The organism is Gardnerella sp. DNF01151 (assembly GCF_049244235.1).
Taxonomy (GTDB): domain Bacteria; phylum Actinomycetota; class Actinomycetes; order Actinomycetales; family Bifidobacteriaceae; genus Bifidobacterium; species Bifidobacterium swidsinskii.
This window is the reverse complement of the sequence record NZ_CP058389.1, coordinates 539,440-552,641: the sequence shown is the minus strand read 5'-3', so window position 1 is coordinate 552,641 and position 13,202 is coordinate 539,440. Positions and strand designations below refer to the sequence as shown.

Annotated in this window: 11 protein-coding genes and 1 tRNA gene; 6 read left to right on the top strand and 6 right to left on the bottom strand. The window is 43.1% G+C overall.

Annotation, left to right across the window (positions count from 1 at the left end; translation table 11 throughout):
- The first annotated feature begins 10 nt into the window (after window positions 1–10).
- Window positions 11–1,243, top strand: a complete 1,233-nt coding sequence (locus HXT37_RS02385; protein WP_033888600.1) for a M20 family metallopeptidase — start codon at window positions 11–13, stop codon at window positions 1,241–1,243.
- Window positions 1,244–1,260: 17 nt separating this feature from the next.
- Here the strand turns inward: HXT37_RS02385 and HXT37_RS02380 are convergent, their stop codons facing one another.
- The 3 genes from HXT37_RS02380 to HXT37_RS02370 are packed head-to-tail and all read right to left on the bottom strand — an operon-like array spanning window position 1,261 to window position 4,346.
- Window positions 1,261–2,055: an isoprenyl transferase gene (locus HXT37_RS02380; RefSeq protein WP_004110536.1), complete on the bottom strand. Its 795-nt coding sequence runs from the start codon at window positions 2,053–2,055 to the stop codon at window positions 1,261–1,263.
- Window positions 2,056–2,057: 2 nt separating this feature from the next.
- Entirely contained in the window at window positions 2,058–2,804 is a 747-nt protein-coding gene (gene recO / locus HXT37_RS02375) for a DNA repair protein RecO (RefSeq protein WP_004110538.1), read from the bottom strand.
- A 30-nt stretch (window positions 2,805–2,834) separates the two neighbouring features.
- Window positions 2,835–4,346 (bottom strand): DivIVA domain-containing protein, encoded by a 1,512-nt coding sequence (locus tag HXT37_RS02370; protein ID WP_012913947.1) that lies wholly within the window; start codon window positions 4,344–4,346, stop codon window positions 2,835–2,837.
- Between the two features lie 118 nt (window positions 4,347–4,464).
- Between HXT37_RS02370 and HXT37_RS02365 the strand changes: the two genes are divergently transcribed.
- Window positions 4,465–4,538: transfer RNA gene (locus HXT37_RS02365), tRNA-Val, on the top strand.
- A gap of 44 nt (window positions 4,539–4,582) precedes the next feature.
- Here the strand turns inward: HXT37_RS02365 and HXT37_RS02360 are convergent.
- Complete coding sequence (locus HXT37_RS02360; RefSeq protein WP_102703411.1) at window positions 4,583–5,470, bottom strand: YlbL family protein; 888 nt, start codon at window positions 5,468–5,470, stop codon at window positions 4,583–4,585.
- Window positions 5,471–5,730: 260 nt separating this feature from the next.
- Between HXT37_RS02360 and HXT37_RS02355 the strand changes: the two genes are divergently transcribed.
- Window positions 5,731–7,470: a zinc-dependent metalloprotease gene (locus HXT37_RS02355; protein WP_102703410.1), complete on the top strand. Its 1,740-nt coding sequence runs from the start codon at window positions 5,731–5,733 to the stop codon at window positions 7,468–7,470.
- A gap of 154 nt (window positions 7,471–7,624) precedes the next feature.
- Here HXT37_RS02355 and HXT37_RS02350 read toward each other — a convergent pair whose 3' ends face one another.
- Window positions 7,625–9,172, bottom strand: coding sequence for an ATP-dependent helicase (locus HXT37_RS02350; RefSeq protein WP_004110548.1), 1,548 nt, complete (start codon window positions 9,170–9,172; stop codon window positions 7,625–7,627).
- 155 nt (window positions 9,173–9,327) lie between these two features.
- On the opposite strand from HXT37_RS02350, the gene HXT37_RS02345 reads away from it, so the two are divergent.
- Window positions 9,328–11,058: a phosphotransferase gene (locus HXT37_RS02345; protein ID WP_033888646.1), complete on the top strand. Its 1,731-nt coding sequence runs from the start codon at window positions 9,328–9,330 to the stop codon at window positions 11,056–11,058.
- A gap of 63 nt (window positions 11,059–11,121) precedes the next feature.
- Window positions 11,122–11,340, top strand: a complete 219-nt coding sequence (locus HXT37_RS02340) for a DUF3107 domain-containing protein (protein ID WP_004105154.1) — start codon at window positions 11,122–11,124, stop codon at window positions 11,338–11,340.
- 161 nt (window positions 11,341–11,501) lie between these two features.
- On the opposite strand, the gene HXT37_RS02335 is transcribed toward HXT37_RS02340, so the two are convergent.
- Window positions 11,502–12,359, bottom strand: a complete 858-nt coding sequence (locus tag HXT37_RS02335; protein WP_102703408.1) for a PHP domain-containing protein — start codon at window positions 12,357–12,359, stop codon at window positions 11,502–11,504.
- A 175-nt stretch (window positions 12,360–12,534) separates the two neighbouring features.
- Between HXT37_RS02335 and HXT37_RS02330 the strand changes: the two genes are divergently transcribed.
- Entirely contained in the window at window positions 12,535–13,185 is a 651-nt protein-coding gene (locus tag HXT37_RS02330) for a vitamin K epoxide reductase family protein (RefSeq protein ID WP_004110557.1), read from the top strand.
- Window positions 13,186–13,202 lie beyond the last annotated feature (17 nt).

Here is a 13,202-nt window from a genome sequence, read left to right as displayed (position 1 = left end):
GCAGGAATTTATGCTGCAACTTACGGCAGTTCAGAAAATATTATCCGATTTAGATGAAACCCAAAGAGAACGAGAAAAACAATACAAATACTTTCATCAACATCCTGAACTGTCAATGAAAGAAGATCATACAGCTCAAACAATTATTGATATTCTTAGCGAAGCTGGGATTGAAACAAAGCGAGTTGGAAAAATAGGCGTTGTGGCAGAGATTAAAAACGGCGAAGGTCCTGTTGTTGCTATGAGAGCGGATATCGATGCGCTTCCAATTAAAGAAAATTCAGGAAAAGATTACACTTCAACAGTTAGTGCGCAAGACGAAAATGGCAAAACGGTTGGAGTTTCACACGCTTGCGGTCACGATTTTCATATTTCCAGCCTACTTGGTGCCTTGAAGGCTTTTAATGAGCATAAAGATGCTTGGAAAGGAACGTATATTGGCGTTTTTCAGCCTGGAGAAGAAACAGCTCAAGGCGCAAAAGACTTGGTGAAAAATGGCATTATGAGCATGATTGCAAAGCCTGACGTTTACCTTGGTCAGCATGTGTTGGGCACTATTCCTGCAGGAACAGTCGGTATTCGTTCGGGCGCGTTCTTAACTACTGCAGCTTCGATTCGCGTGCACATTTTTGGTAAAGGTTCGCATGGTTCTATGCCTGAGTTGAGCGTTGACCCGGTGGTTGTTGCTTCGTCAATTGTGCTTAAATTGCAGACGATTGTTTCTCGCGAACTTGCAGCTAAAGATTACGCAATTGTTACAGTTGGCGCGCTTAATGCAGGAAGTAAGTCGAATATTATTCCTGATGATGCCGAGCTTTTAATTAACACAAGAACTTATAGCGAAGATACTCAAAAATTTGTGCACAATGCTATTGAACGAATTGTGCGTGGAGAGTGCGAGCTTGCAAGATGTCCTAAAGAACCAGAGTTTACGTATTATGATTGCTATCCGCTTACAAATAATGATCAGAATGCATCTTTGCGCGTGCGTAAAGCTTTTGATGAATACTTTGGAGAAGATTCTGTAGATATTTCGCGCGCTTCTGCTTCGGAAGATTTTTCTATAGTCGCGAACGCTTTTAAAACTCCTTACGCTTACTGGGGCTTAGGTGGTTTTGCGGATATGCAGAATGCTCCTGGAAATCACAATCCGGCATTCGCCCCAGATTTGCAGCCCACTCTTAATCGCGGATTAGAAGCTGCAGTTGTGGCAGCTTGCGCTTGGCTCACTAGCGAAAAGTAACAAATCTTAGTGAGATACTAGGCGTTTTTTACGCCACCAAATCTGCGGTCGCGATGCGCATAGCGGTCAATCGACCTCCACAGCACTTCGCGGCCGTAATCCGGGAATAGTTCCGGCACAAAATCAAGTTCCGCGTAGGATGCTTGCCAAGGCAAAAAGTTGCTAGTGCGCTGCTCGCCGGAAGTGCGAATCACCAAATCGCAATCTGGAATATCCGGATTATACAAGTGCTCAGCAATCATTTTTTCACTTACACGATCGCCTTTAATTTTGCCATTTTGAATTTCTTTCGCGATTTGCGCGCAAGCATCCGCAATTTCTGCACGACCGCCGTAATTTATGCAAAAAACAACGTCAATAGTTTTATTATTTTTGGTGATTTCTTGCGCTTTTTCCAACTCGTCAATAACAGACTTCCACAATCTAGGGCGCCTTCCTGCCCAACGAACGCGCACTCCCCATTCGTTCATTTGCGCAACTCTGCGGTGAATAATATCCCTAGAAAATCCCATTAAAAAGCGCACTTCTTGTGGAGATCGCTTCCAATTTTCGGTAGAAAAAGTGTACAAGCTTAAGTAACGAACTCCTGCTTCTATAGCTCCTGCAATAACGTCAAAAACTACCGGTTCTGCAGCTTTGTGACCTTCGGTTCGAATCATTCCGCGCTCTTTTGCCCAGCGTCCGTTTCCGTCCATAATCACACCGACATGACGAGGCACTTTGCCCTTAGGAAAATCTGGTATGTGAGAAGGGTCACTAAAAGGAGCCGCTGGAATATCGAGCGACTTATAATCCACGTTTTCAAAAGCCATACTTACGAATGTAACAACCCCATCGAACGAATAGGTCGCTCAAGATAATATTCAGCCCATTGCTGAACGCATCGCATAGTAGAAGAATCAACCGACACTCCGTCAAGAACAGACCAGTTTCCTTGCGCAAGAGCACACAATTGCAAACGCGTCGAATTAGCACAAACTATTGAATCCGGAGTGTGATCACTTGCACACATCATTCCACCTGCGCAAGGCGAAAAATAGCATAAATCTTCATTTTTCCCACATACAACACAAGCTTGTAGTCGCGGAGACCACCCAGCTAATGACAATGCTCGCAATATATACGACACGCCAATAGCATCAGGAGAATGCTTATGCTTGGACAATGAAAGTAAAGCCGCAGTAAGTAGACGATACTGCCCTAGCGTATCTTGATATTCACGCCTGTATTCATCTGTATATTCGTTAGAAACAAGCAAATCCACAACTTCAAGCATGACGTTTGCATACTCATAGGACGTATAATCTGCACAAATTTCACCAGCATAAGCAGCAATAGAAACAGCCTGCGAGACTACATCCAAAGATTTACCTTGTGCAAGAAGCAAATCAACACGCATAAGCGGCTCAAGACGACCACCAAAACGTGATTTAAGCCTACGAACTCCCTTTGCAACAGCACGAACTTTGCCATGCCGCTTAGTAAGAAGCACAACAATCCTATCCGCTTCACCTAAAGGAAAAGTACGAAGCACAACAGCTTCATCGCGATACAATGGCATAAATCAAACTATATCTTTTTAATAGTTAGATTAATTACGATCGTTATTTTCCGAATCATCGTCGCCTTGAGAAGAGCTACCGAAATTAGTAGATTCATCAATATGACCAATAATTGGGAATGACAAATCTGGAATATCTAAACTCAATGGCTTACTCGGCTGCAAATTAGAAACATGCAACTCCGGAATATTAAGCGAAGAATGCTGCGAGGAATGCTGTGCAGAATCTTGAGGAGCAAATGATGGAATTGATTCATCAGGAGCAGGAGCCGCAACAGGCTTAGGCGCAGATGAATTATTGCGATTACGAGCTGCAGGAGTGAAAGAAGGAGGTAGCACAGAAGATTCAGAAGAGTTTCGCATTACTGTAGCGCTTTGCAAAAGCTCGTCATTGCTATCAGTATCGTTAAGAACATTAGAAGGCTTACTTGCAGCAGCATGAGGTGTAAATATTGCGCGCTCAGACTTATTTAACGCTTCAAACGAATCATTAGAATCTTGATTAGCATAATCTACAGGAGCAAAAATGCTTTGTTTATCATGATTTGGCACGCTAGGTATTGAGCGAGGTGCAATCTTAGACAATCTATCCGCAGTGTCTTCATCATCCACAGCATCCTCAACAGGTTTGAATATTGAAGAAGCAGAAGGTGCAGTGGCAGAAGCGGAAGAAGCTGCAGAAGCAGCACTGAAATCAGATGCAGGCTTTATTGAAGGAGCAAATGATGGAACAGGCTCTTCAGAATGGTTATAAGATTCCGTAGATTCTGAAGATTTAGCAGGCTCTTCAGCTTTAGTTACAGGAATAACAGAAGGAGGAACAGAAGCAGGAACAGAAGCAGGAGCAGAATAAGATTCAGATGCTGCTCGAGAGTATGAGGAACTACTATTATCCGCATCAACATACTGTTCTACACGCTCAAAAGATTCCAAGCTGCTAAGCAAACGCACACAAGCGTTTAAATAATAATCAACTTGACGCTCATCATAACCGTGCTTACCGTTTTTTTGCGTAAAAATCACATTAGAAACATAAGCAGAATCAATATCTTGTAATGTTTCTTTGTCCGTTTCCCACTCAAGCTCATGACCAAGCATAAGAGCAATCTTATCTAATGCTTGATCGACCATAATATCCACTTGTTTACGCGCATAAGACGGGTGATGCGAAGAACCACGATCAAAACGATCGCGATAATCTCTTTGAGCATGTTGCAAAAGTTTACGATAAAGCGCTTCTACACGAGCTTTCCATGCAACTCGTCCGCATTGCGCCAATTCTTGCTCAGTGCACTTATCTACTACCGCACGTTCCAAACGCGATAACGCAGCATCAACTTGACCAATAATGTAACCATTACGCTCCAAGTCAAAAGAAACCTCTTGAATATCTTTCTGCGTAAGTCGAGCTTCATCGCTTTCGTACAAAGTGTGAGCACGCTCTAGAAAAGCATTCACCTGTGCGACGTTATATCCTAACTTACGCTTACCCACACGCTCCATTGCTGAAGCATTACGAGCGGTATCAGGTTTCTGAGCCATCGAATATCGACCTCCTGAGCACATGTTCTTATTCAGTATACTGTACGCGATTGTTACGACGCGCGCCACACGTTGCATTCGTACACACCATCATGTATGTTTTTAATTTGTTGCAAACGGGCGATTAGCTCAGCTGGCTAGAGCGCCACCTTTACACGGTGGATGTCGGGGGTTCGAGTCCCTCATCGCCCACTTTCTGCTCTTTATTTGGTTTCTGCTTTATTTGGTTTATTGTTTTATTTCACATTGCAGCTTGGCAATTTATTTGCACCACGACCAGAACCAATAGCTTTTAACGCTTTGTAAGAATCATCCAATGTTTTTACACTTACAACGCGCAAACCTTGTGGCACATGCCCAACAACTTCATTGCAATTATCGTAAGGCGCTAAGAACCAAGTAGCCCCATCTCTTTTAGCTGCAATCATCTTTAACCGAATACCACCAATTGCACCAATTTTTTGCGATTTTTCAATAGTTCCAGTTCCGGCTATCGTCTTACCACCAGTTTCTTGTTCAGGAGTAAGCTTGTCAAGAATTCCTAGAGTGTACATCATTCCGGCAGACGGTCCACCAATATCTTCAATATGTAAACGAACTTTTACATCTTCTTTTTTAATTCCAAGATGCTTAGACGCGTACTGTAACGCAACATTTTGAGCAAGGCTTTGCGAATCATTCATCTCGTTTGTGGATTCCTTCTCATACTCGTCAGCACTCTGCCCTACTGGCACAATAGCTTCACGAGGCAACAAACTTTTATGAGGATCCATCCACGAAATCAATGAATAAAATGTTGAAACCTCATATCCAGGAACACCAGAAACATTGACAGTAATCAACAATAATTTACCAGTATCATGATTTTCTTTTACTCGAGAACCAGACATATCAATCACAGGAGTATTTGATAGGGATCCTAAAACATCCTGCGTTGGACCAGGCTCTTCTACGACGTATGCACTTGGAAGCGACAACGCAAAAATCGCAACAATTACTGTAAAGAATCCTGCAAAATATCGCAAAGAATGCGAAGTAATGTACAAAACTAAAGCATGAGACAGCGAGCGCAAGGATCTAAAACACGCACGGAATACACTAGCACCTGTAGAAAAGCGAAACATGCTTGTATCATGACACAAGCCCTATATAGTTTTGCTTTAAAATATATTTGCACGCAAGTTATAGCACATAAAACCATATTATCGAGTAGAATATTTGTATTAAAAAATATTTTTATTAAGAAGATGCGCTAAACTCGCATATAAAGACGTGTAAAATACGTATAAATACTTATAAAATACGTACAAATACGTGCAGATACGAAACGTATAAAAATAAAAACTGTAAATTATGCAACACGTGGCACGAGAAGGATACGCTCATGAATGACGATGCAATTCACCAATGGCTCATTGAATGCTTTGGGCCAATACAGGGAGAAGAAGCATGGAAACAACTTGATCAGCTTCCGTTTGAGCTACGCGAACAACTCTTAAATCAGAATCCTGATAAGCTTCCTAAACCAGACGAAGTTCGCGGAATGATGCAAGCTTTTAGTGCAGGCGGTCTTAATAATCCATACGAAATGGAAGCAACACTTGAAGAAGGGCCAATTAATCGCAAGTTAGCGCAATCTATTGCTTTACAGCACGCTAATGGCGATCAAGGAAATGTAAATGCAGACGTAGCAGATGCCACACGAAGAGCTTTAAGCCAAGCGAACTTGTGGCTAGATATAACGTGCAATTTCAATCCTGCTCCTGGAACGCCAGAAGTATTGTCTAGAGCTGATTGGGTAGAAAAAACGCTTGAAGCTTGGGTTAAATTCGCTAATCCTGTTGCAAAATCAGTAAATGAAGCACTCACTTCTGTTATTGAAGAGCGATTCCGAGATGTGGATGATGCTGAAGTAAAAGGATTATTTGCAGGAGTTGTGCCGATTCCGTTGCCTGAAGGAATGAATAATCCAGCGCAACTCATGAAACTGCTTGGAAACACTTCGTTTGCTATGCAACTGGGTCAAGCAGCTGGAGCACTTTCACACGAAGTACACGGCAGTTTTGATCAAGGTCTTGCGCTGTTGCAAAATCCTGCAGGCGGATTAATTCCATACAACTGCATTGAGTATGCAAAAGTGTGGGAGTTGGATATTACAGAAGTCATGAATTATTTGGCTTTGCGAGAAGCTGCACACGCAAGATTATTTGCATCCGTGCCATGGCTTATGCCACGATTTGAAGCACTGATTATTAAGTACGCAAACGGAATAAGTATTGATTTAGAGGCTATGGAAGAACAGCTTCGCGACGTGGAAACAATGAATCCGGAAGCAATTTCAGGAGCTGTTAATTTGCAAAATATTGGCAGCAATGATTCTGAGGAGCAGCGTCAAGCTTTGCACAGTTTGGAAACTTTGCTTGCACTTGTTGAAGGTTGGGTTGATTGCGTTACATGGCAGTCTGGAATGGCTCATATTGTGCACATTGAGCAGTTGCGAGAGATGATGCGTCGCGAGCGAGCTGCAGGAGGACCTGCAGAAGTGACGTTTGAATCGTTACTTGGTTTGCATTTGCGCCCTCGCCGTATGCGCGAGGCATCGCAATTGTGGGAAAAGTTGACTCGCGAGCGCGGTATTGAAGAGCGAGATAGCTTGTGGAGTCATCCAGATTTGTTGCCAACTTTGCCGGAAGCTAGCGAAGTTACGAAAGACGCTAGTAATGAAGGTAAAGCTGGTAACGCAGGTGACGAAGTTACGAAAGAAATCGATGCGGAGGATGCAACGAAAACTGCTGCAAAAAATGCAATAGAAACTCAGTCTAATCAAACTAATGAAGCAACTGAAAAAACTAGCGAAAGTCACGAAAGTGCAGACAGTTACGAAAGTAACAAAAATACTGATAACGCTATCGAAAATGCGCCTATCGAAAAATCTTTTGAAAAATTAACAGAAGACGATTTAGGCACAAATGATTGGGATGCTGAACTTAGCAAGCTTTTGGAAGAGGATGCACGCCAAAAGAAGCAAAACAGCGAGACCGGTAACGAAACTGACGACGAATCCGGTAACGAAGCTGGCAACGAATCCGGCAATTCCGACGAAACTGATGCTGACGGCGAATAAAACTCTTGTAAAACTCCTGATTCAATAACAATCCAGCTGAATAATCGACATCAACGCTCAAAACGGCATAAACTGTGCAACTGTGTAAAGAAAAGGTCGGTCTCAACCAAAAGCGACCAAAACTTTACACGAGCGTAAAATTTATGCCGCGAGATTAAGCCAGAAAGCGGCTAGGCACGCGATTCATGCCAGTTCCACTGTCTTTTCTAGAAGCGTAAGAAAGATGCAAAGTCTTTTCTGCGCGAGTTATTGCAACGTACATAAGTCTGCGCTCTTCTTCCAAAGCACTGTCATCAGTCGTAGAGCCAAAAGGAATAAGCCCTTCAGAGCAGCCAATTACGTAAACATGCGCAAACTCTAAACCTTTAACAGCATGAATAGTTGAAACAGTAACAGTTGAAATATTAGAAGATGCAAAAATGTCAGAAATACCTTGAGAACCGTAGCTTTGCGCATCCTCTAAAACATTTCGCTGCCACCCCACGTCTTTTCTCACGCGATACGGAAGTTTTGCTGCTTTTAACGCTTTACAAACTACTTGCTGTTGAGCATTGGTTCTCGTTAGTATTGCGCACTCCCCAAGATGCGCAACGCCGCTTTTTACAAGTTTTGCAATTTGCTCAACTACACCCAAAGCTTCTTCAACATCGGTTGCAAAAACTTGCTGGCTAACACGAACGCCGCCTTTTGTTGCCGCCTTAACTTTTACGTAATCCTTTTTATGCGCAGAAGCCGCAAGCACTCTATTAGCAAGACCTACTATGCGTTCTGTGGAGCGGTAGTCGGTATTCAAACTAATATCTGCTCCAAGAGGAGCAAATTCTTGCGGAAATGAAAGCAAATAGTAACTATTCGCACCTGCAAACGAGTAGATTGTTTGCGCAGGATCGCCCACTACGCAAATATCGCGGTTCTGCCCCATCCATAATCGCAACAATTCGTGCTGTAAAGGAGACACATCCTGATATTCGTCAACTGTGATCCATCCGATTGATTGCTTAATACGGTTTGCAGCTTCCGGAAAATTTCGTAAAATATGGCAGCAAAGTAGAAGAATATCGTTAAAATCGATGCAATTATGCGCATTTTTTTCGGTTTCGTAAGCTTCATATATATCGACAAATTGCTGCGGCTCTAAACCTGCAGGAGGCAAACGGTGCGTAGAAGCGCACACACGCAAGTAATCGTCAGGCGCAATAAGCGAAACTTTCGCCCAATTAATTTCTGCCAAAATATCGCGAGTTTGCAACAAAGTCATATCCGCAAAATCCGGATAACGCTTAAGCGCAGAAGCTATGATTTGCTGAGAATCATTCATAATTGATGGAAATTGTGCTGAACAGACGTCGTTCCACACGCTGCGAATGTGTTGCAAAGCCGCAGAATGAAATGTTGAGACGCATCCAACATTACTTACACCAAGAGCCTCAATACGCGATCTCATTTCCGCAGCTGCTTTTACAGAAAAAGTAACTGCCAAAACTCTTTCAGGATCCCACTTACCAGTAGCGCAAGCATACGCAATTCTGCGCGTAATAGTGCGCGTTTTACCAGCTCCTGCACAAGCTATAATGCGCACTGGCCCTTCTAGTGCGGTAGCAGCTTCGCGTTGCGAATTATCCAACCCGTCTAAAAGTGCTTCTGGAGAAGTCACTTGAGAAGTTTTAGAAGTCACTTGCGAAGGTTCTGGTGAAGAATTCATAATTCTATTGTTGCAGCAATAACAACACTTACGCAACAAGAATAAAAATATGTGTATAACTTACAAAAAATTGGCAAAATTTCGGTGCTTTGTATTACTGTGGGAGTGTGACACAACTCAGTAGATTCAAGTTGGCAGCACTGGCATCTGCAGCCATGCCCGAAGTACAGTTTGCAGGAACGCGCCAAAGTGAGCAAGTTAATGCCACTGATACCGCGGCTGGAATTTCTCACGCCGTTGTGCAAGATATTTCCGGTAAGCTTTACGACGTTTTTATCAGTGCGGATAGTAAAGGTCGCAAGCGTTTGCATGACCGGGCTCGTGCAGCATGGACTCTTGAGCACAGTAAAGATTTGGCAGCTTTGGGATTCGCTTACGACACTATGCTCACGTTTATGCCAGGAAAACGCGAAGATGCTAATAACAACGCTGGAAACGTTGCAAATAATGTAACCGATGGAAATTCTACAGTTGCTGGCACTCAACAATACGTACAACAACAATCTACACAACAGCAATCTATACGAATATCAAGCATTATTGCCAACAACAACGATGAAGACACTGTGCTTATTTGCGAACATCTTGAAGGTAGCGCTCGCGACTTGCGTCTTCTTACTACCGACGATTGCGCAAATGTTGGAACTGCAATCGGCGCTATTCATCGCCTGCGCCCTACTTTCGTAACGCGCGGAAAATACCCTGCTTTTACTACTGGTCAAATTCGCGCACAGTTAACCGGTTGGATTAAAAGACTTCGTCAAGCCGGTCATATTCCAACCGAAATTACTGACAGTTGGTCAAGAGTGTTGGAAACTGAAGGATTGTGGTCATTTGAAACTTGCCCAGTACACGGCGGTTTTATGGATGGCGACATTTTGTTTGCTGGCTCAACAATTACTGCTGTGACAAATTGGCAAAGAATGCAAATTAACGATCCTGCGCGCGATTTGGCTTGGATTTTTGCAAAACTTAACGAGCAGCGCCGAAACGCAGTGCTTTCTGCATACGGTAGAATTATGGGTTCTCGTTTAGATAGTTTGATTATGCTTCGCGCAAACTTGTGGCTGCAAATGGAACAAGTTGGCGATTTTGTTCAAGCTTTGCAACGTGCAGATAACACCAGTATTATGCGTTTTAAGGCTCAAGTTGAGCGTTTAGCGCACGAGCTTAGTCGTATTAGCAATGCACAAACTGCTAAAACTGGTCGTGCTGCAGGAAATCCCGCCTCGACTATTACAGTTGGAACGCTTCTTGAAAATGACAATACGCAAAGTCGCCAAATTTCTAAGAATAATTCTACTGAAAACCAACTAAACACTGGAAATAGCGACGAAACTCATGAGCGAGACATTACTTCAGAAAGAAATACTGAATTAAATAACACTCAAGACGAGACTTACGATAGCAACAAAACTATAAGCGACGATACTCATGAGCGCAAAGTTCAATATGCTGGCACACACGCAGCTAACGCTGAGGAGGCTGAAAAAGCAGCACAACTCGCTGACGACACAGCAACTCAAGTAATTACTCATGTAAAAACTCAAACAGTACACGAAACCGCAGAAACTATTGTGCAAACTGCAATGAGTAAATCTGCCGATAGCAATGCTAGTGCTGAGCATGAAAACGTTAGTAACGCTGGTAGCAATGAGGAAACTAAGGACGCCAAGAACAACAATGATTCTGAGGTTAAGGATGAAGTTATAGTTGAGCGTGACAGTAAGGTTGATAGCGCAAACGAGACTTCTTCGGACTCAAAACTTTCTGAAGATACAGAAAGAAATACGCAAAAAAATGACGATAAACCAGAAACCGTAATCATCCCTCTGCTAGAGCGTGAAGAACGAGCAATGCGCGACGCACAAGCAGACTTAGACTAAGATAAATAAAATACTAAATACTAATTAAAACGATAAATAGCGTAAAAAGCAAAAGGAGTATGTATGCGAGTTGTTTTAGGAGTAAAAAACGTTTCTGATTCCATCGATTTTGAAACCAACCAAAGCGCAGAAGAAGTGCGCAAAGTGATTAACGATTCCAAAGATATGCTTGAGTTTACGGACGTAAATGGGCGCACTATTATGGTCTCAGCTTCGTCGCTGTCTTACGCGCTCATCGGCGATACGCCAAAGCATTCAGTGGGCTTCGGCGCGCTCAACTAAAATAACGAAATTCCGCTAAAAGCGGCAGAAACTTTACACGTGTGTAAAGTTTTGGTCGGATTAAGTCGATAAAACGGCAGAAACTGTGCAGCTGCGTAAAGAAAAAGCCGGCTACGCGCGAAAAAACGGCAAAAACTTTACAGCAACATAAATAAAGAGTTTTAGAGCTTATAGCCGCGCAAGAGTATTTCCGATACTACTTCGCGGCTTGTTGTTTCTTCGCCCAAACGATTTGGCTTACCGTAGCCATGCCAATCCGAGCCGCCCGTCACAAGCAAATCGCACTTACTCGCTAAAGAAAGCAGTCTTTCACGCTGTGCTTTAGAATTTCCGCGATGATACACTTCTAAACCGTCAAGACCAGCTTTAGCAAACGATATAATTTGATTATCCGAAAGAAGCACGCGGTTACGCGTAGGGTCGGCAGGATGCGCAATAACAACAACCCCTCCAGCATCTTTAACAGCCTCAATAACTTCACGAACATTTGGAGAAGGAGTTGGTATATAGTACGGGCTGCACGGAGAAATAGGCCCAGCAAAAGCTTCAGAACGCGTTTTATACACGCCAGCTTTTACTAAAGCATCAGCGATATGCGGCCGCCCGATCGTAGTTAAGTCACCGAGCTTCGCTTGAGCCAAAACGTCATTCCAAGTAATTGGAAAATCGCGCGACATACATTCAACCATACGCTTTGTGCGATCAAAACGACGCTTCCTAGTAAGCTCAAACATGCTCACAATCATGCTATTTTTCGGATTGTACTGGTATGCGAGCATGTGCACAAACACGCCTGAGTCTTGCGCAGTAATCTCCGAACCAAATAATACTGGCATATTCGAAGCTTTAGCAGCCTCTTGAAAATCATGCCATCCTGCAGTTGTGTCGTGATCAGTAATAGCAACACCTTGCAAACCAACGATTTTAGCTTGCGTAATTAAATCTTCTGGAGTTGCAGTACCGTCTGAATAAACAGTATGACAGTGCAAATCCCAGCGTTCGCGCGCAAAACTCATCATGCTGGAGTTGCTATCGCTAGCATGATTTGATGCTTCACGTTGGTTGTTGCTTATTGCGGTCATATAATCATCGTAAACTGTGCCATGTAACGAGAAATGAATATGCACACATAATTATTTGCTATTATTTATTATTATTCACATCATTCGCAATTAGTAACTTTTAGGAGCAGCAATGAAGCAAACTGACGCCGCTAAAGAAAACTATGAAACAACACTTAGCGGATGGAGGCACTCTGCAGCATGGACGTATGGCATTATGCTATTTTTCTCTGCAGTAGCACTCGTAACTTCGCTTATACTTTCTGCTGAAACCCTTGCTTTAGCGCGCGCACCTAAAAAACTGCTCAGCTGCGATTTTAACAGCGTTGTGTCCTGCTCTAGAGTTGCACAAACTTGGCAGGCAGAAATTGTGAAATTTGGCGAATTAAGCTTCCCAAACGCATTCTTTGGAATTGCTGCAGAAAGCGTATTCGTAACGCTCGCAGTTATTGGAATGATTCGCGTACGCGTGCCGCGATGGTTCGCAATCTGCACTTGGCTTGGTGGGTTATGCGCTCTTGTCTATGCTTACTGGCTGTTTTCGCAATCTATGTTCGTAATTCACGCGTTGTGCCCGTGGTGCATTGTGCTTATGTTCTCCACAACAATGCAATTTATATCTTTGACTCACGCAAGCGTAAGTTCGCAAAAGTTGCTTGTTAAGCGTTTTAGCTTGGTTGAAAGCTATTACCGTTTGCGATACGACTTGCTAATAGATGTGCTTTGGGTTGCGGCATTGCTTACTTTGATTTTGTGCCAATATTCTAAAGTATTTTTTGGCTGAATAAGAGCGATTTTTAA